This is a genomic window from Aeromonas sp. 130281, from assembly GCF_056642115.1.
In genome coordinates, this window is record NZ_JBWVQS010000002.1 from 159,592 (window position 1) to 176,645 (window position 17,054).

General features: G+C 65.2%; 18 protein-coding genes and 3 tRNA genes. 6 read left to right on the forward strand and 15 right to left on the reverse strand.

The features are described from left to right. Positions 1 to 33: 33 nt before the first annotated feature. The 7 genes from AC1IN8_RS07690 to AC1IN8_RS07720 form a co-directional block, all read right to left on the reverse strand. Positions 34 to 1,401, reverse strand: a complete 1,368-nt coding sequence (locus AC1IN8_RS07690; RefSeq protein ID WP_479758540.1) for an endonuclease/exonuclease/phosphatase family protein — start codon at positions 1,399 to 1,401, stop codon at positions 34 to 36. A gap of 253 nt (positions 1,402 to 1,654) precedes the next feature. Further along, the gene (locus AC1IN8_RS07695; protein WP_429163151.1) at positions 1,655 to 2,392 is read right to left on the reverse strand and encodes an EAL domain-containing protein; all 738 of its coding nucleotides are present in this window, start codon (positions 2,390 to 2,392) and stop codon (positions 1,655 to 1,657) included. A gap of 212 nt (positions 2,393 to 2,604) precedes the next feature. Then, positions 2,605 to 2,880 carry a hypothetical protein gene (locus tag AC1IN8_RS07700; protein WP_479758541.1) on the reverse strand — a complete coding sequence of 92 codons (276 nt, stop codon included), beginning with the start codon at positions 2,878 to 2,880 and terminating at the stop codon, positions 2,605 to 2,607. A gap of 137 nt (positions 2,881 to 3,017) precedes the next feature. Beyond that, positions 3,018 to 3,102 (reverse strand) — tRNA-Tyr (locus AC1IN8_RS07705). Positions 3,103 to 3,147: 45 nt separating this feature from the next. Next, a tRNA-Tyr gene (locus AC1IN8_RS07710) sits at positions 3,148 to 3,232 on the reverse strand. Between the two features lie 43 nt (positions 3,233 to 3,275). Continuing rightward, positions 3,276 to 3,360, reverse strand: a tRNA-Tyr gene (locus AC1IN8_RS07715). Positions 3,361 to 3,589: 229 nt separating this feature from the next. Beyond that, positions 3,590 to 4,678 carry a ketoacyl-ACP synthase III gene (locus tag AC1IN8_RS07720; RefSeq protein WP_265436593.1) on the reverse strand — a complete coding sequence of 363 codons (1,089 nt, stop codon included), beginning with the start codon at positions 4,676 to 4,678 and terminating at the stop codon, positions 3,590 to 3,592. Between the two features lie 201 nt (positions 4,679 to 4,879). Between AC1IN8_RS07720 and AC1IN8_RS07725 the strand changes: the two genes are divergently transcribed. The 5 genes from AC1IN8_RS07725 to AC1IN8_RS07745 all read left to right on the forward strand — a co-directional run bounded on the left by AC1IN8_RS07725 (position 4,880) and on the right by AC1IN8_RS07745 (position 9,381). Beyond that, complete coding sequence (locus AC1IN8_RS07725) at positions 4,880 to 5,833, forward strand: LysR family transcriptional regulator (protein WP_202047039.1); 954 nt, start codon at positions 4,880 to 4,882, stop codon at positions 5,831 to 5,833. Positions 5,834 to 5,961: 128 nt separating this feature from the next. Further along, positions 5,962 to 6,573, forward strand: coding sequence for a LysE family translocator (locus AC1IN8_RS07730; protein ID WP_205641156.1), 612 nt, complete (start codon positions 5,962 to 5,964; stop codon positions 6,571 to 6,573). A 206-nt stretch (positions 6,574 to 6,779) separates the two neighbouring features. Next, entirely contained in the window at positions 6,780 to 8,627 is a 1,848-nt protein-coding gene (locus AC1IN8_RS07735) for a peptidase U32 family protein (RefSeq protein ID WP_479758542.1), read from the forward strand. 122 nt (positions 8,628 to 8,749) lie between these two features. Then, positions 8,750 to 9,079, forward strand: coding sequence for a DHCW motif cupin fold protein (locus AC1IN8_RS07740; protein ID WP_479758543.1), 330 nt, complete (start codon positions 8,750 to 8,752; stop codon positions 9,077 to 9,079). A 44-nt stretch (positions 9,080 to 9,123) separates the two neighbouring features. Beyond that, a complete protein-coding gene (locus tag AC1IN8_RS07745; RefSeq protein WP_479758544.1) occupies positions 9,124 to 9,381 on the forward strand; it encodes a DUF1272 domain-containing protein in 258 nt (85 codons plus the stop codon). A 52-nt stretch (positions 9,382 to 9,433) separates the two neighbouring features. Here the strand turns inward: AC1IN8_RS07745 and AC1IN8_RS07750 are convergent, their stop codons facing one another. From AC1IN8_RS07750 to AC1IN8_RS07780, 7 genes are all read right to left on the reverse strand, one after another. Further along, positions 9,434 to 9,850, reverse strand: coding sequence for a cupin domain-containing protein (locus AC1IN8_RS07750; RefSeq protein ID WP_139439706.1), 417 nt, complete (start codon positions 9,848 to 9,850; stop codon positions 9,434 to 9,436). Between the two features lie 123 nt (positions 9,851 to 9,973). Next, entirely contained in the window at positions 9,974 to 10,450 is a 477-nt protein-coding gene (locus tag AC1IN8_RS07755) for a methylated-DNA--[protein]-cysteine S-methyltransferase (RefSeq protein ID WP_479758545.1), read from the reverse strand. After that, positions 10,447 to 11,967 (reverse strand): AlkA N-terminal domain-containing protein, encoded by a 1,521-nt coding sequence (locus AC1IN8_RS07760; RefSeq protein WP_479758546.1) that lies wholly within the window; start codon positions 11,965 to 11,967, stop codon positions 10,447 to 10,449. The genes AC1IN8_RS07755 and AC1IN8_RS07760 overlap by 4 nt, the downstream gene beginning before the upstream one ends. A 139-nt stretch (positions 11,968 to 12,106) precedes the next feature. Then, complete coding sequence (locus AC1IN8_RS07765; RefSeq protein ID WP_479758547.1) at positions 12,107 to 13,585, reverse strand: carboxypeptidase M32; 1,479 nt, start codon at positions 13,583 to 13,585, stop codon at positions 12,107 to 12,109. Between the two features lie 106 nt (positions 13,586 to 13,691). Next, complete coding sequence (smrA, locus tag AC1IN8_RS07770) at positions 13,692 to 14,273, reverse strand: DNA endonuclease SmrA (protein ID WP_479758549.1); 582 nt, start codon at positions 14,271 to 14,273, stop codon at positions 13,692 to 13,694. Between the two features lie 106 nt (positions 14,274 to 14,379). Continuing rightward, positions 14,380 to 14,529 (reverse strand): DUF3149 domain-containing protein, encoded by a 150-nt coding sequence (locus AC1IN8_RS07775; protein ID WP_081805766.1) that lies wholly within the window; start codon positions 14,527 to 14,529, stop codon positions 14,380 to 14,382. 167 nt (positions 14,530 to 14,696) lie between these two features. Then, complete coding sequence (locus AC1IN8_RS07780; RefSeq protein WP_479758550.1) at positions 14,697 to 15,578, reverse strand: TraB/GumN family protein; 882 nt, start codon at positions 15,576 to 15,578, stop codon at positions 14,697 to 14,699. A 70-nt stretch (positions 15,579 to 15,648) separates the two neighbouring features. Here AC1IN8_RS07780 and AC1IN8_RS07785 point away from each other — a divergent pair, with 70 nt between their 5' ends. Next, positions 15,649 to 15,981, forward strand: a complete 333-nt coding sequence (locus AC1IN8_RS07785; RefSeq protein ID WP_479758551.1) for a DUF1904 family protein — start codon at positions 15,649 to 15,651, stop codon at positions 15,979 to 15,981. 136 nt (positions 15,982 to 16,117) lie between these two features. Here AC1IN8_RS07785 and AC1IN8_RS07790 read toward each other — a convergent pair whose 3' ends face one another. After that, on the reverse strand, positions 16,118 to 16,948 hold the full coding sequence (locus tag AC1IN8_RS07790; protein WP_479758552.1) for an SDR family oxidoreductase: 831 nt from the start codon (positions 16,946 to 16,948) through the stop codon (positions 16,118 to 16,120). Between the last annotated feature and the right edge of the window lie 106 nt (positions 16,949 to 17,054).

A 17,054-nucleotide genomic window follows, 5' to 3' on the forward strand; every position in this document is an offset into this window, starting at 1 on the left:
ATGGCCCCGCTTTCCATTGCGTGCTCCTGAACATCACTGGTCCAGTTCGAAGTCCACCCACACCAGGCGGTGATCCGAGCTGACCCCCTTGGCGATGCCCAGCTTGGCGTCATACACCAGGTGGTAGCCCGGCTCGAAGCTGGCTGGCCAGAACACCCCAGAGGCGATGGCATTGAGGTTGGCGGAGGGGATCAGGTGATCGAGCTGCAGGCCGCTGCTGCTGGTGATGCGCTCCGGGGTGGTGCGGTTGTTGTTGCGCTTGCACAGATCCGGCTGGCTGGCGAGGCACTCCGGGCCCCCCTGGCTCACCGGGATCAGGGCGCCATTGGTGACCGCCTGGTTGACCAGCACATGGTTGTGCAAGTCCTGGATGGCACTGAGATCCCCATCGCCTGCTTGCGGATCGGCGTTGAGATCCCCAGCGATGACGAAGTGGGCACCCTGTGGCAGGCCGCCCGACTTGCCCGCGTCGTCCACCATGTAGCTGGCGCTCTCCACATAGTCCTGCCAGAAGGCGACCTCGGCCCTGTTGTGCTTGACGTTGTGGCGCGCCGCATTGCCGAAGATGGGGGGCGTCGGGTGGGAGATGAGGAAGTGGATCACTTCTTCCCCCTTGGCGGTCTTGACCCGCACCGGCACGTCCGCGTGGTTCTTGGACGAGAGCGGGAAGGCCTGCCAGGCGGCATCGTCATACCAGGGCTCGCCGCACTGGCGGCCGGCCGGGATCGGCGCCCTGGGGTTGTTGCAGCCGTCGATGACGGGGTTCGCTTCGCCCGGCATGTCCTTCCACTTGAAGTGCTGGAAGGTGCGGATCTGCTTGGTGTCGATGGGGTACTTCGACATCAGGGCGAAGGCGTACTGGCCGTGGTAGTTGCCAAAGCCCCAGGCGTCGTCCGGCCCGCTGTTGCGCTTGCCATCCAGGTTGAGATCCTGGCCGCTCATCAGCCCTGTGTTGGTGGCAAAATTCTGCATCACAGGGTAGCTGATGGCCTGCACCTCGCCGTGCTGGGCATGGGCAAGGTAGTTGTCGTTGAAAGCCTTGAGATCGGCTGTGCTCTCCCCCTTGCCGTCGTTGTCGAACTCGTTGAGCAGGAAGACGTCCGGTCGGGTGCGCTGCACTATCTCGGCGATATTGCGGATCTGCTGCACGTCGAGGGCCCTGGTCTTCTCTGCCCCGCTCAAGGTGCCGTCGGCGAGGTGGGCCAGCAGGGCATCCTGGGCGGCGCGGCTCAGCGCCAGTTCGCCGGAGAGCATGCCGGGGGCGGTGCGATCGAAGGAGAGGTTGAAGGTAGCGAAGCGAACCATGGGATCGGGGGCCTTGGAGTCATTGTTGCTGTGACAGCCTGCCATCAATCCGAAGGAAATGGCAGCGGCGAGCAGGGTCTTGTGGCTATTTTTCATTGTAATATTCCGTAGCATCAACAGGTTATGCCAGGGCACCGAAGAGGCCCAGGCGGGCCCATTATAGAGATGCAGGTCTGAAACGGGCTCTGAATGAGCCAAAGTGTGAGTCCATTCACAGCCTGAAGAAGAGGAGGGCGGCGGGATGAGCCGGCAGCCTGGCCCTGACAGCTGGATGCTGGCCCGGGCCTGCGCCGTTCTGGATAAGCGCGAGGGCTAGAGGAACCCCGGTTGACCCTCTGGTCCCGGGTGCCTAGGACCAGCGGGAGAGGGGGGAGGGCATGGCGTAGGCGTAGCCCTGCTGATAGTCGCAGCCGAGGCGGTTCGCTATCTCGACATGGGTCTGGGTCTCCACCCCCTCGCACACCACGGCCATGCCGAGTCGCTGCAGGTAGGCCACCAGACCCACCAGCATCTTGAAGGCGTGAGCGGTGCGCGCCGCCTGCAGCAGCAGGGAGCGGTCCAGCTTGACTACCTCGTAGGGCAGGGCCATCAGGCGCTGAAAGTTGCACTCCAGAGAGCCGAAGTCATCGCAGGCGATGTGGGCGCCATGGGCGCGCAGCACCTCAATCAGCTCCCTGTAGCGGCTCTCCAGCCGGGCGTATTCCAGCACCTCGAACCAGATGTCGATCCCCAGCTTGCGGGCCTGGAGCAGCACCAGCAACAGCAGGTTGCGATAGGTGGGGCTGGAGAGCGCCGGATTGAGGTTGATGGAGAGCGCATAGGGGCCTTTTTGCGCGAGCACGGGCAGGTCGCGCATGATGGCCCTGAGCATGACGATATCCAGGTGCAGGGACTCGTCCTGGCTGAGGGAGGCAAAATCGATGCCTTTGTAACACTGGGCCACTGGATCCCAGCGCCTGGCCAGCGCCTCATACCCCTTGACCTGACGGTCCCGACCTATGATCGGCTGGTAAAAGGGGACGGCGACATCCGCCATGGTCATCGTTGCCATGGCACTCATCGGATCCTCTTCTTTGAACGCAAACATGGCACTCACCTGATAGACGAATATGGCTGCGCATAATACAGGGCGCAGTCATCTGGCCGATGTAGGAATTGTCTGATAATCAACCGGCCACGTGAGTGGGCAGGGGCCGGACTGGCGGGCCGCGACGGAGAGCAGGCAGGGAAAGACCAGTCGTCAGGAGGTAGGACGCAGTGACGCCATGGGCACCAAGGGGGTCAGGTGTGGGTGAAGTGTCAGCTCACTGCGTGTTGCGGCTGGTGCCCTCCGGCATCGAGGAGCAAGGGGCCATGAATGGCCTGGGCCAGCCACTCCCAGTCGAGCTTGGGGGAGCCGGCCTTGAAGCGCTGGTAGGCCTGGCCTTGCGCAACGGTCAGGAACAGGGTGCTCGGCAGGCCGAGGCGGTTGAGATAGCGCACCATGACGTCACCCTGATAGTTGTGCAGTCGTTGTTGCAGCTCGGGCAGCGTCAGCCCTTGCTCACGGCCCCTTTCATCCCAGATTTCAAACATATGAGGGCGATCCTTGCGACTCGAGGCTTCTACTGTTTCGAAAAAGCGGGGGCGGGGCAATTGTCAGATCTGACAGTGCCAAATGACCACTGGTCATAAATGCGAAAACCCGGCGCCAGGCCGGGTTTTCTGAAGGATGGTGGAGGGAGAAGGATTCGAACCTTCGAAGGCAGAGCCGTCAGATTTACAGTCTGATCCCTTTGGCCGCTCGGGAACCCCTCCACAGGGGTACTACTTTTTACAGGCCTTTCACGCAATGCAGGAAGATGGTGGAGGGAGAAGGATTCGAACCTTCGAAGGCAGAGCCGTCAGATTTACAGTCTGATCCCTTTGGCCGCTCGGGAACCCCTCCACGGGGTATTTTCCTGATTTTTTACTTACTTGACGCACTTGAATGGTGGAGGGAGAAGGATTCGAACCTTCGAAGGCAGAGCCGTCAGATTTACAGTCTGATCCCTTTGGCCGCTCGGGAACCCCTCCCCAAGTGCGAGGCCGCATACTACCAGATCCGGCAAGGTTGTGAACCCCTTGGCCGCATTCTGACGACAAAAAAGTGTCAAGTGGTTATTTTTTGATATGTTTCGCTCAAAATTCACGCTTTTCAATGACTTTTATGCCGATGTCCGAGGGGGCCGGCGGGGAGGGCATGGACAGAGGAGCCACGATGGGCTCCTCTTTTTTATGCGGGAGAGGGGGGTTGTGGCGAGGCTCAGGCGTCTGAGGTGCGCGCCTGCTGGCAGCCCTGAACCGCGTGGGCGATGAGCTCGAGGGCGCTCTGCTCGCAGGGGGGTAGCTCCTCGTCGCATTGGCCGAGCGGGGTGACGCGAGGACCCCATTTGATGAGGGCGGCGCCCCAGGTCAGGCCGGCCCCGAAGGCGGCGGTCAGCAGGTGGCTGCCTGGCTTGACCCGGCCCTGCTCCAGCGCCTCGCACAGGGCGATGGGCACGGTGGCGGCCGAGGTGTTGCCGTACTGCTCGATGTTGACCATCACCTTCTCCATGGGGGCGTTCATCCGCTTGGCCAGGGTCTCTATGATGCGCACGTTGGCCTGGTGTGGGACTATGAGGTCGACCTGCTCGGGGGCTATGCCGGCCTGGGCCAGCACGGCACCTGTGGCCTCGCCCATGCCGCGCACGGCGCGCTTGAAGATCTCCTGTCCCTCGAAGTTGAAGGTGAACAGACCGTCGATGTCGGCGAAACGCACCCGATCCGTCCCGAAGTTCGGCACGTGCAGTATCTCCCGCGCCTCGCTGTCACAGCCGAGTTTGCTGGCAATCAGGCCGCTCTTCTGCTCGCTCGCCTCTATCACCACGGCGCCGGCGCCGTCGCCAAACAGCACTGCTGTGTCGCGCTTGGCCCAGTCCAGCAACTGGATGAGACGCTCGGCGCCTATCACCAGCACCTTCTGCATCATGCCGGTCTGCACCAGGGAGGTGGCGACCGAGAGCGCGTAGACGAAGCCGGTACAGGCGGCATTGAGGTCGAACACCGCCGCCTTGTGGGCGCCCAGGGCCTGCTGCACGGCAGAGGCACAGTTCGGGACCAGCGTGCCCGGGGTGGCGGTGGCCAGTATGATGCCATCGAGTTCACCGGCGTCCAGACCGGCGCAGGCCAGGGCGCGGCGGGCGGCCAGGGTGGCGAGTGCCTGGGTGCTGACGTGGGAGACCCGGCGGGCCTTGATGCCGGTACGCGGATAGATCCACTCATCCGAGGTATCCATGATGGTGCTGAGATCATCGTTGGTCAGCACTGCGGGGGGGAGGCATTTGCCCCAGCCGGTGATATTGGCGTATTTCATCTTGTTATCGCTTCTTGTTGTGGATCGCCCGCGGGCGGAAAAGTGCGCAATTATGTCGTACAGGCTTTCCAGTGTCATCCCGCGGGGAGGGGAGCGCAAGGGGGCGCAGGGGGAACAAGGTGGTGATTTTGCTTAAATTCCCGCTTCTCCTTGTCTTAAGATGAGAGCCGACCCAGGCTCTCCCTTCCCGAGGTGTTGTCAGTGCACAAAGCGAATCTCAACCTCTTGCCCACCCTCAAGGTGCTGCTGGAGACCCGCAACATCAGCCGGGCGGCGGAGCTGCTGCATCTGAGCCAGCCCTCCATCAGCAAGCAGCTTGGCCAGCTTCGCAGCGAGTTTGGTGACGAGCTGCTGGTGCGGGAGGGACAGCGCTGGCTGCTGACGCCGCGGGCCGAGAGCCTGGCGGCGGCGCTTGCCGATTCCCTCGGTGCCCTGGAGCGGCTCTATGCGGCACCCGAGTTTGCCCCCGAGCGCTGCGAGCGGGTGTTCCGGCTCGCCTCCTCCGACTACGTGGCCCAGCATATCCTGCCCGACATCTGCGCGGCCCTGGCCAGGGCCGCCCCCCTGGCGGCGCTGGAGTACAGCCTGTGGGACAAGCGCCAGCTGCCGCAGCTGTGGCAGTCCGAGCTGGATCTGGTCTCCACCATCACCGAGCTGGTGCCGGATCAGATCCGTGGCCTGCACCAGGGGGAGGACAGGCTGGTGATGCTGATGGGGCGCCACCACCCGCTCTCGGGCACGGCGCCCAGCCTGGATGACTACCTCGCCTGGCCTCATCTGCAGGTGAGCGGCGGCGGCGACAAGGACAGCCCGGTGGAGCAGGTGCTGGTGCCCCTGGGGCTCTCCCGCCGCTGGTTCGCCCGGGTCCCCTTCTTCCAGGCGGCGGTGGAGGTGCTGCTGCGCACCGACTGCCTGATGACCACCCCGGCCCACATCGCCTGGCAGCTCTCCCGGGAGCATGCCCTGAGTTTTTGCGATCTGCCCTTCGCCACCCGGGTCCAGCAGTATCATCTGCTGTGGCACCAGCGCCACCACCTGGATCCGGCCCACCGCTGGTTTCGCGAGCTGGCCTACCCCTTCCTGCGGGATCACCTGCAGCGCACCCTGGGGGAGAGCCGCAAGCAGCTGGATCTGAAGACGGATCACCTCCGCTAGGACAGTTTGTTATGCCAGCCTATAGCCGTTGGCTATGGACTCTATTCATAACTTTCACTTCTGGCATAGCTGGCCGCCTCCTACCCTGATCCCAGGTAGAGACATTCGACTAGAGAGAAGGAGAGGGTATGGAAATGACGAGTTGGCTGGCGCTCGCCGCCATTTGCGTGATGGGGGCCATCAGTCCGGGGCCCAGCCTGGCGCTGATCATCCGCAATACGGTGCAGGGAGGGCAGGGCCACGGGGTGGCCACGGCGCTCGGCCACGGCCTGGGGGTGGGGATCTATGCCCTCATCACGGCGCTGGGTCTCTCGCTGCTGATCACCCAGACCCCGCTGCTGTTTGATCTGATCCGCTACGGCGGCGCCGCCTTCCTCGCCTGGCTCGGGATCAAGGCGTTGCTGGCCAAGCCCGCCAGTGGCGACGCTGCCGACGAGACGGTGCACGGGGCCCGTGGCCGTCAGGGGGCGTTCGAAGGCTTTATGGTGGCCTTCTTGAACCCCCAGCTCGCTATCTTCTTCATCGCCCTGTTCAGCCAGTTCGTGCACGCCGATACTGGTTGGCGCGAGGGGAGCATCATGATGCTGACCGCCGGCGGCATAGACGCGCTCTGGTACGTGCTGGTGGCCCTGGTGCTCTCCCGCGGGCCTGTGCTGGCCTGGCTCAAGGCCAAATCCTTCGTGATCGACAAGGTGAGCGGTCTGGTGCTGCTGGGATTGGCGCTCAAGGTGGTGATCTAGACCCGCGTCGGGTGCCAGCGTAGTCGGCACCCTCTCTGCCCCCTTCTCCCCTGGCGGGAGAAGGGGGCAGAGGGGGCAGCCAGATGTGCTTGTCCTTGTACCGGGTCAATCCTGCATTCTGCGGTGATCTTAAGCGGGATCAAGGCGAAGGGCGCCCGGTCTCGCTAGAGTGACGGGCATTTCTCGTCCGCCTTCAGACTAGACCCATGCAGGATCACACCCAGACTAACCGCCTCGAGCTGCTGGCCCCGGCCAGGAACCTCGCCTATGGCATCGAAGCCATCAACCATGGCGCCGATGCCGTCTACATGGGCGGCCCCGCCTTCGGTGCCCGCAGCGCGGCGGGCAACAGCATCGAGGACATCGAAGCGCTGGCGCGCCACGCCCACCGCTTCGGCGCCCAGGTGTTCGTCGCCTTCAACACCTTGCTGCACGACCACGAGCTGGAGCAGGCCCGGCGCCTGACCCATCAGATCTACGAAGCCGGGGCCGATGCGCTGATCGTGCAGGACATGGGGCTGCTGGCGCTCGACCTCCCTCCCATAGCGCTGCACGCCAGCACCCAGACCGACAACCGCACGCCGGAGAAGGTGAAGTTTCTGCAGGACGTGGGCTTCTCCCAGGTGGTGCTGGCCCGAGAATTGTCCCTCGAGCAGATCCGTGCCATCAGCGAGCAGACCCAGGTGCAGCTGGAGTTCTTTATTCACGGGGCCCTGTGCGTCTCCTACAGCGGCCAGTGCAACATCAGCCACGCCCGCACTGGGCGCAGCGCGAACCGTGGCGAGTGCGCCCAGCTATGCCGGCTGCCCTGCTCCCTGCAAACCCCAGGGGGTGAGGTGCTGGTGGAGAACAGTCACCTGTTGTCCCTCAAGGACATGGATCAGAGCGCGAACCTGGAGGCGCTCATTGCCGCTGGCATCCGCTCCTTCAAGATCGAGGGGCGCCTCAAGGGACTGGACTACGTCAAGAATGTCACCGCCTGGTATCGCCAGAAGCTGGACGCCATCCTGGAGCGCCGCCCCGATCTGGTGGCTGCTTCGGCCGGTCGTTGCAGCTACGGCTTCACACCGGATCCGAAGAAGAGCTTCAACCGGGGCAGCACCGACTACTTCCTCCATGGCCGCCAGCCGGGGATAGACGCCACCAGGAGCCCGAAATATGTCGGTGAACCCCTGGGCCGCGTCAGCAGGGTGACCCGCGACGGCATCGAGATCGACGGCAAGCCCGTGAGCCTCAACAACGGCGACGGCCTCGGCTTCTTCAAGCCGGGGGGCGAGCTGGTGGGGATGCGCCTGAACAAGGTGGAGGGCAAGCAGTTACTCCTGTCGGAGCGCATGCCGGGGCTGAAGGTGGGCACCGAGATCTTCCGCAACCACGATCAGGCATTCAGCAAGCAGCTCGAAAAGGCGAGCGCGGATCGCCGCATCCGGGTGGACATGGAGCTTGTCGAGTGCGACGAGGGATTGCGACTCGAACTGGTCGACGAGCAGGGCATAGGCGCCGCCGTCACGCACCCCTGCGACAAGCAGCCGGCCGACAACCCGGCTCGGGCGCTGCAACAGGCCCGGGACCAGCTCGCCAAGCTCGGCAACACCCTGTTTGTGGCACGCCGGATTGAGTTGGTGGTCACGAGGCCGCTGTTTATTGCCGCATCCCTGCTCAACGGCCTGCGCCGGGACGGCATCGCCGCCCTGGAGGCAGCACGTCTGGCCGCCTACCGGCGACCCGAGCGGCGCATCCCCCTGAGCGACGTCACCTATCCCCAGCACCGCCTCTCCTACCTCGGCAACGTGCTGAACAGCGCGGCCGAGCAGTTCTTTCGCGAACACGGGGTGGGGCGTATCGCCCCCGCCTATGAGGCGAACAAGGAGCAGGGGGAGGTGGTACTGATGATCACCAAACACTGCATCCGCTACAGCCAGCAGCTCTGCCCGAAGGAGGTGCCCGGTCTCAAGGCCGAGCCGCTGGAGCTCAAGATGGGCAAGGACAGCTTCCGCCTGCGCTTTGACTGCCACCGCTGCGAGATGCAGGTGATGGGCAGCCTCAAGGGGTGATGGCTGCCCGTGTGGGCATAGGGTGGGGGCGGATTTGATGGCAGTATGGGGGCTGCCTTGTCACGGACGTCCCGTGGTGAGCCGTTTTCCCGAAGCCTTCCCCTGCTGACAAAGGAGCTGTCATGAACATCAATGCACTGCCATTTTGCACGACCCGCTGGGCCGACATCCCGCCGACCGAACACCAGGGGGAGCGCGGCGTCGCCCGCTGGCACACCCAGCAGTTCGGGGCGCTGCGGGTGCGGATGGTGGAGTACTCCCCCGGCTATCTGGCGGATCACTGGTGCAGCAAGGGGCACGTGCTGCTCTGCCTCGAGGGGGAACTGCATACCGAGCTGCAGGATGGCCGGGTCTTCACCCTGACGCCGGGCATGAGCTATCAGGTGGCGGACAACGCCGAGCCTCATCGCTCTTACACCGAACTGGGCGCCCGGCTCTTTATCATCGACTGAGCCGCGCGCTCTCCCGTTTCCCCTTGTGCTTCAGGATCTTGCCCATGCTTGAACTCAGACCCAACTGTGAATGCTGTGACCGGGATCTGCCCGCCGACACGGCGACGGCCTATATCTGCTCCTTCGAGTGCACCTTCTGTGCCGAGTGCAACGATCAGTATCTGCACCTTGTCTGCCCCAACTGCGGCGGCGAGCTGGTGAGGCGTCCGCGCCGCCCGGCGGCCAAGCTGGCGAACAACCCCGCCTCCCTCAGGCGCGTCTTCAATCCAAGTCTCAAGGCGACCCTGAGCAAGGGGCGCTAGGGTCCTCCTTCCTCTTGGGCGGGGCCGGGGGCCCCGCCTGGGATCACACCGGTTATTTCTCCATCACCACGTTCCAGGGGCCATCGGCCTGGATAAAGAAGACCGCATCCTCGCTGCCTTCCACCTTGGCCACATGGGGCTGCTTGTCGGTCAGGGCGAAGTAATCGCCGGGACCGAGGGAGTACTCCTTGCCTGCGACCGTCAGGGTAATGGCGCCCGACACCAGGGTCACATAGTGATCCGTGTCGTGATGATGGTTCGGCGTCACCAGCCCAGCCGGGTATTTCAGGAAGAACCGGCTCTGCCCCGTGGCCATGTCACCGGATACCGGTGCGGCGGCGATGCCGTTGCCCATGTCCTTCCACTTGAGATCGGCCTTGGTCATCACCACGGTCGACTCGGCCCGGGCGGGGACGCCGACCAGCAGCAGAGCCGATAGCGAGAGGACGACGGCATGCATGAGTTTCATCTGCACTCTCCTTTGCGAGTTGAACGACCCGTTCAATGGGGCGAGGCCGTCAGGGTCTCGCCTCTCCAAGCATAGGGTCTGGGCAGTCAGTGGTGCCTTGCCGATGCTGCGGCGGCGAGGGGCTCAGGTGGTGATGCCCTCGAGGCGCAGCAGCGCCTGCTTGATGGGCAGGCCGCCCGCATAGCCGGTCAGGCTGCCGCTTTGGCCGATGACGCGATGGCAGGGCACTATGATCGACAGCGGGTTGCGACCGTTTGCGGCCCCGACGGCGCGGCTTGCACTCGGCTTGCCGATGGCGCGGGCGATGTCGCCGTAGCTGCGGGTCTCCCCGTAGGGGATGTCGCACAGCGTCTGCCACACCGCTTGCTGAAACGCCGTGCCCCGCGCCGCGAGCGGCAGCGTGAAGCGCTGCAACCGGCCCGCGAAGTAGTCCCTAAACTCGGCGAGGAAGGGGGCGAGCGCCTCGCCGTCCTGCCGCCAGTCGCGCATGTCGGGCAGCGGCCGCAGCCCTGCCACGAAGTCCACGTGTACCAGCCCGCGCTCATCGATGGCGACCAGCAGATCGCCGCAGCGGGTGGGCATAATGTCGTAGCGGATCATGGGGTTGTCTCCTTGGGTTCGTTGTCCGGGTGCGCCCAGGTCGGATCTGTCAGCAGCGCGGGCTGCTCGCTCATGGCGTGCCACAGCCAGCTCGCGGCATAGGCGCGCCACGGCTGCCAGGGGGCGCTGCGCGCTTCCACTTCCTTCACCGGCAGCTTGGCGCCGCCCCCCAGCGCCTTTTGCAGCACGAGATCCGAGGCGGGGAAGGCATTTGTGTCCAGCCCGCAGCGCAGCCGCCAGTAGGCGACTGTCCAGGGCCCTATGCCCGGCAGCGCGAGCAGTTGCGCATCACTCGCGCTGCCCAGGGTGAGCGCGCCGCCCGCGAGCGCCGAGGCCAATCCCTGCAGCGTGCGGATGCGGCTGCCCGGCATGCCGATGCCGTCCAGATCCAGCTCGCACAGCTGGGCCGGGGTGGGCAGCTGCGCCACCCCGAACTGCGCCAGGGTGCGTGCCACCAGGCGCCCCATGATGGTGATGGCGCCCTTGACCGACACCTGCTGGCCGACGATGGCGCGCAGCATCACCTCGTATTCGTCCCAGCCCCCCGGCAGTCGCACCCCGGGCCAGCGCCCCTGTATCCGCGCCAGCAGCGGATCCTGCCCGAGCTGCTCGCCGATGCGCACCATGTCCGCATCGAGATCCCACATGCGGCGCACGCGATACAGTATGTCCGGCAGCGCACTCGGCGGCAGATCCTGCACCGTCAGCCTGAGCCTCTCCCCCTCGAGGGGCTCGATGCGAACCAGCCCCTCCTGCTCGCCGACCCGGTGGCGGCGCTCGTAGCCGTGCTCATCCACCCGCTCCAGCCCGGGAATGGCGCGCAGCCGGTAGAACGCGAGCATGGCCTGGGCATCGAACGGCGGGCGATACATCAGTTGCAACTGCAGGCTCGCCTGCGGCGTCTGCGCCGGCGCACCGCCCTCCCGCTTGCGCAGGGCACCCGGCGTCAGCCCGTACGCCTGTTGCCAGGCGTCGTTGAAGCGGCGAATGCTCGCAAAGCCAGACGCGAACGCGACGTCCGTGATGGGCAGTTGCGTCTCCGTCAGCAGCCGCTTTGCGAGCAACAGGCGGCGCGTCTGCTCCACCTGTTTCGGCGACGCGCCGAGGTGTTGTTCGAACTGGCGCCGCAGCGTGCGCTCAGTGATCCCGGCCTGCGCCGCGAGCGCGCCCAGGCTGTGCTCCGCGAGCTCGCCGCGCTCGATGCGCGCCAGCACCTGGGCGACCAGGGGCGGCAGATCCCCGCTCTGCGCCGGTGCGAGCTCCGGGCGACAGCGCAGACAGGGGCGCAGCCCGTGCTGCTCCGCCGCCGCTGCGAAGCGAAAATACTGCACGTTGTGCTCGTGCGGCGCCCGCGCAGGGCAGATGGGGCGGCAATAGATACCGGTGGACAGCACGCCGGTGAAGAAGCGGCCGTCGAAACGCGCGTCTCGCGCGAGCCGCGCGGCATGGCACTGCTCGCGCGTGAGGCCGGGGATGATCTCGTCCTGGGGCGATGGGACGGGGGGCGCTGTGTTCATGGCATGACTCGGATTTCTGTGGGCATGTCCCAGAGACTAAGCGGGGGCGAGAGGGGTGACTAGCCAAAAACGGACAGGGATAGCAAAAATAGTCGGGCAGGGGGAAAGCGGGCGCGACGAGGGGCGCGCCCGGGGGCGGTTATTTCAGATAGCGCTGTTCGAGGTGCTTGCGCAGCCACTGCGGATTCAGTGCCTCGCCGGTCGCGCGACGAATGAGCTCGTCCGTGCCGTGCAGGCTGCCCTGGGACCAGATGTGGCGACCGAGCCAGCCAAAGATCTCCGGCAGGCGGCCAGACGCCACGAGCGTGCCCATGTCGCCGAGTTCACGCTCCAGCGCGAAGCGCAGCTGCGCCGCGTACATGGCGCCAAGCGTGTAGCTCGGGAAGTAGCCAAACGACCCGTCCGTCCAGTGGATGTCCTGCATGCAGCCATTCTGGTAGTTGCCCTTGGTGGACAAGTCGAGCCACTGCTGCATCTTCGCATCCCACAGCTCGGGGATGTCCGCGACCTCGATGCGCCCCTCGATGAGATCGCGCTCCAGCTCGTAGCGCAGTATCACGTGCGCCGGGTACGTCACCTCGTCCGCATCGACGCGGATGAAGCCGGGCTGGACCCTGTTGTACAGCTTCTCGAGGTTCGCCGGTGCGAGCGCGGCCTGCTCGCCGAAGTGCGCGCGGATGCGCGGCGCCAGCAGTGCGAGGAACGCGGGGTGATGGCCGAGCTGCATCTCGCAGAACAGGCTCTGGCTCTCGTGAATGCCCATGGAGCGCGCCTCGGCCACCGGCTGGCCGAGCAGATGGCGCGGCAAGCCCTGCTCGTAGCGCGCGTGGCCCGTCTCGTGGACTATGCCCATCAGGCTGGAGACGAACTCGTCCTCGTTGTAGCGCGTGGTGATGCGCACGTCCGTCGGCACGCCGCCGCAGAACGGGTGGCTGCTCACGTCGAGCCGACCGTGCGCAAAATCAAAGCCGAGCAGCCCCATCACCTCCTGGCCGAGCGCCTGCTGCGTCGCGACGGGGAACGGGCCGTTCGGGGTGAGGATGGCGTCGCGCTTCTGCCGCTCGCTCACGGTCTGGATGAGGCCGGGCAGCCAGCTCGTCAGATCGCCGAAGATCTGATCCAGCCGCGCGCTCGTCATGCCGGGCTCGTACAGCGCCAGCATGGCGTCATAGGGGCGCACCCCGAGCGCCTCGGCGCGCAAGGTCGCCACCTCCCGCGACAGGCGCACCACCTCCTCGAGGTTAGGTGCAAAGCCCGCCCAGTCGTTCTCCTTGCGCTGGCGGCGCCAGGCGTGCTCGCACTTGCTGCCGGCCAGGGAGAGCGCCTCCACCAGCTCGCTTGGCAGCAGGCTCGCATCCTGCCAGTGGCGCTTGATCTCCGCGAGGTTCGCGCGCTGGGTCGCGTCCAGCGGCTCGCTCTCGGCCCTGGCAATCCAGTCGCCGAGCTCGGGGGCGGTGCGCTTGTGGTGGATCAGCACGCCGAGCTCCGCCATCGCCTCGGCGCGGGCCTCGTTGCCCCCCTCCGGCATCATGGCGGCCTGATCCCAGCCGCAGATGGCGGACAGGTGGGAGAGGCGGTGCAGTTGTTGCTGATGTTGTTCGAGTTTCTGGTATGACATGGGATTGTCCTTGTTATCGTCCCTGATGGTATGCACCCCGTACCTGGCATGATCGGGGCTGCCCGATGCTAGCACTGAGCCGCGGGCGGGGGCCACCCTCAGGCGGTCAGCCGAGGCGCTTCTGGTGATGTTCGCGGTTCTCGGCCTTCTTGCGCTCGCTCTTTCGCAGCAGCACATAGAGCGCGCCGCTGCCGCCGTGGCGACGCTCGGCGCTGTGCATGGCCATCACCGCAGGCAGTTGCGGCAGCCAGGCGCTGACATGGCTCTTGAGCAGGGCGCGCGGGGTGCTGCGCTCCCCCTTGCCGTGCAGGATCAGCAGGCAGCGGATGTCCCGCACCTCGCACTCCTGGATGAACTGCACCAGGGCGGTTCGCGCCTCCTTGATGGTCTTGTGGTGCAGATCGAGGGAGCCTTGCAGCTCGTACTTGCCGAGCCGCAGCTTCTTGTAGACCCCCTCCTGCACGCCGTCGCGCTTGAAGCCGACGATGTCGTGGGGATCCAGCATCTCGACCGCCTCCATGCCGAGCTGATCCAGATTGAGCTGTTCGGCGGTGGCGGCTTCCCGGCGCGCGAGTTGCGCCTCGGTCGGCAGGCTGTTGCCTGCACTGGGGGCTATGTGGTCGCTGCGCAGCGGCCGCACGTCGGCCACTTCCTGCAGGAACAGTGAGAGTTCGTCGTTATGAGACACGGCAGGCTCCCCGCATGAGAATGAGGGGGCATTATAGCGGGCCTGACCCGTGCTTAGAATGGCGGGCGGGGCGGGCTCAGGGGCCCGCACCCGGTGCCGCGCCGGGTTATTGACCCTCTTTCGGCGGCTCGGCGTGCATCACCTTGTAGATGAAATAGACCGCATAGGCGCTGATCAGCAGGAAGGTGCCGATAATCACCAGCATGGACATCAGCCCCACGCTGTTGCCGAACATCAGGTTCATCCAGAATTCCATCTCGTCCACTCCTGTCATTGCGCGATGACAGGCATGATAGATACCTCTTTGGGTGGGGTGAGATGATCTCGATCAAGTCCCTCTGTGGTTATTTAATCGGCAACCCATTCTGTGAGCGGCCTCGCACCTGGCGCCCCGCCTGGCGGCAGGGGGCCGGTCTGGCGGACTCAGTTTGCCGCTGCGGGTTCGGTGAGCGGCGTGATGCGCCAGCCCTGCTGCTCCAGCAGCGCGAGCAGGCCCTGCTCGCCGTAAAGGTGCAGGGCCCCTACCACGATAAAGCTCTCGTTGGGCAGGTCGGGCCACTTCTTGACCCAGTTGCGGTTGCGCTCCGCCAGCAGGGTCTGCTCCAGCCAGGCTTGCAGCTTGGGCGGCGCCATCTCCTCCTTGAGCAGGTTGATCAGGGTGGCCTGATCGCCCTCCTGCCATGCCTTCATCACCCCATCGAAACCGGTCTTGAGCTCGGGCAACTCATCCAGGGTGCTCTCCAGCATCAGGGTCTGGTTGTCACCGACGCTCGCGAGATAGCCGAGCTGCTCCAGCAGGGTCTCCAGCCCGACTATGGGTTTGCCGCCGTCGTTTGCCCGCCTGGCGAAGTGCTGATCCACTCCGAATTCACCGCGATAACCGGTGCGCTCCAGGGCCGCCTGGGTCAGGGTGATGGCCGCAAACCAGGGGCGCAGCGGCGCCAGCATGCTCTCGGTCAGGCCGTTCTGGCCGGCGGCGATCAGGATGCGCCGGTAGAGATCCATGGGCAGGTGATCCTTGAGGGTCTTGCCATCCACCAGCCGGGTGATGGCCCCCATCTCCTGCCACTGCGCCTGGCTGATGTGGGTCATGTCCACCTCCATCACCAGGGCGCGGCTCTGCTGCCAGGCACGCTCGACGGGATCCGGCAGGGGATAGAGGGAGGGTTTGCCCGCGTGGATGGACCCCAGCAGCCAGTGCTGTTCGCTGCCCTTGCTGATGCGATAGAAGGCCGGATCGGCAAAGGCGTTCAGCGGCAGCAGCAGCCAAAGCAGTAAGGAGAGCAGCGTGCGATGGAATCTCATGAGGCACCTTATGTGAGCGGGATCAGTGCTCTATGATAAGTCCTCATTTGTCACAGCCAAGAGGTTTCCCATGCCCCACCTTCGTTTTCGGGCAGTTTCTGTCGACACCCTGCAGCAGATAAGCACGCCCCTGCTGGCGGATCTCTGCGCCCTGACCGGTGGCAAGCCGGAGTTTGTCACCCTGGAGTGCGTGCCGAGTCAGTGGGTACGAGACGGCCAGCGCGAGGCCGGTTTCCCCTTCGTGGAGCTGGTCTGGTTCGAGCGCCCGCAGGAGATGCAGGATGCCGCCGCCGCCCTCATCACCCGCCATCTCAAGGCGGTGCTGGGGGAGCAGACCTATGTGGTGGTGCAGGTGCTGCCCATCGTCAAGACCGCCTACTACAGCAATGGCCAGCACTACTGATCAGATCCAGCACTACTGAGCACATGTCACGGCGGATAGAGCTGCTGTTCAGACGGTCAAGTCCAGGTACGACAGCAATGGCCAGCACTACTGAACAGATGCGGGTGCTTGGGCGGGGATCAGCCCCCGCCGGGGATCAGGCCGACTTGCCGAGGATCCGGTCAAGCCAGCGGCTCGGCAACAGGCGGCGCAGTATGCTGAACAGCCTGGTGGGCAGGGTGACCGGGTAGCGGTGCCTGGGGCGCTTGCTCTGCAGCGCGTGCAGCAGCGGCGGTATGCAGGCCTCGCTCGGCAGGGTGAAGCCGCTGGTAGAGCCCTCTTTCTCCAGCCGGGTCAGGGTCTGGCGATAGGCGCCCTGATGGCGGCTCTGGGCCGGATCTATGTGGCGCACGAAGGCGTCGCGGGCATTGGCGCGAAACCGGGTGTCGATGGGGCCGGGCTCGATCAGGCTGATGTGCACGCCGCTGCCCTCGAGCTCCAGGCGCAGGGTGTCGGTGTAGCCTTCCAGCGCGAACTTGCTGGCGTTGTAGGCGCCGCGATACTTCATGGCCACCAGGCCAAGCACCGAGCTGTTCTGCACGATGCGACCCTCGCCCACGGCCAGCATGGCCGGCAGCACCTGACGAATGAGATGGTGCCAGCCAAACAGATTGGTGTTGAACTGCGCCTTGAGCGCCTCCGTCGGCAAGTCTTCCAGCGCGCCGGGCTGGCCGTAGGCGCCGTTGTTGAACAGCCCGTACAGACGTCCCCCGGCCAGGGTCAGCGCCTCTGCCGCCCCCCGCTCTATGCTTGCGGTGTCCGCCAGATCCAGTTGCACCGCCAGCAGACCCTGCTGTTGCAGCTGGGCGACATCCTCGGCCTTGCGGGCGGAGGCGATCACGGTGAAGCCGTGGGCGCCGAGCGCGTTGGCGGCGGCGAGGCCGATGCCGCTGGAGCAGCCGGTGATAAGCACGAAGGGGTGGGGCATGAAGATCATCCTGATTGGCGGCCTGCACAGGGCCGAAGATGGCATGGTAGCCCGAGCGCCACCAAAAACAAAACCGGGCCACGTGGCCCGGTTTTCGATCAGAGCA

What these genes read in the sequence shown, in the direction of transcription:
- AC1IN8_RS07790 (WP_479758552.1), bottom strand. Translation starts at nt 16,948, where the DNA reads ATGCCCCACCCCTTCGTGCTTATCACCGGCTGCTCCAGCGGCATCGGC.
- AC1IN8_RS07690 (WP_479758540.1), bottom strand. Translation starts at nt 1,401, where the DNA reads ATGAAAAATAGCCACAAGACCCTGCTCGCCGCTGCCATTTCCTTCGGA.
- AC1IN8_RS07750 (WP_139439706.1), bottom strand. Translation starts at nt 9,850, where the DNA reads ATGAAACTCATGCATGCCGTCGTCCTCTCGCTATCGGCTCTGCTGCTG.
- AC1IN8_RS07735 (WP_479758542.1), top strand. Translation starts at nt 6,780, where the DNA reads ATGCAGGATCACACCCAGACTAACCGCCTCGAGCTGCTGGCCCCGGCC.
- AC1IN8_RS07730 (WP_205641156.1), top strand. Translation starts at nt 5,962, where the DNA reads ATGGAAATGACGAGTTGGCTGGCGCTCGCCGCCATTTGCGTGATGGGG.
- AC1IN8_RS07760 (WP_479758546.1), bottom strand. Translation starts at nt 11,967, where the DNA reads ATGAACACAGCGCCCCCCGTCCCATCGCCCCAGGACGAGATCATCCCC.
- AC1IN8_RS07765 (WP_479758547.1), bottom strand. Translation starts at nt 13,585, where the DNA reads ATGTCATACCAGAAACTCGAACAACATCAGCAACAACTGCACCGCCTC.
- AC1IN8_RS07740 (WP_479758543.1), top strand. Translation starts at nt 8,750, where the DNA reads ATGAACATCAATGCACTGCCATTTTGCACGACCCGCTGGGCCGACATC.
- AC1IN8_RS07755 (WP_479758545.1), bottom strand. Translation starts at nt 10,450, where the DNA reads ATGATCCGCTACGACATTATGCCCACCCGCTGCGGCGATCTGCTGGTC.
- AC1IN8_RS07720 (WP_265436593.1), bottom strand. Translation starts at nt 4,678, where the DNA reads ATGAAATACGCCAATATCACCGGCTGGGGCAAATGCCTCCCCCCCGCA.
- AC1IN8_RS07780 (WP_479758550.1), bottom strand. Translation starts at nt 15,578, where the DNA reads ATGAGATTCCATCGCACGCTGCTCTCCTTACTGCTTTGGCTGCTGCTG.
- AC1IN8_RS07695 (WP_429163151.1), bottom strand. Translation starts at nt 2,392, where the DNA reads ATGTTTGCGTTCAAAGAAGAGGATCCGATGAGTGCCATGGCAACGATG.
- AC1IN8_RS07775 (WP_081805766.1), bottom strand. Translation starts at nt 14,529, where the DNA reads ATGGAATTCTGGATGAACCTGATGTTCGGCAACAGCGTGGGGCTGATG.
- AC1IN8_RS07700 (WP_479758541.1), bottom strand. Translation starts at nt 2,880, where the DNA reads ATGTTTGAAATCTGGGATGAAAGGGGCCGTGAGCAAGGGCTGACGCTG.
- AC1IN8_RS07785 (WP_479758551.1), top strand. Translation starts at nt 15,649, where the DNA reads ATGCCCCACCTTCGTTTTCGGGCAGTTTCTGTCGACACCCTGCAGCAG.
- AC1IN8_RS07745 (WP_479758544.1), top strand. Translation starts at nt 9,124, where the DNA reads ATGCTTGAACTCAGACCCAACTGTGAATGCTGTGACCGGGATCTGCCC.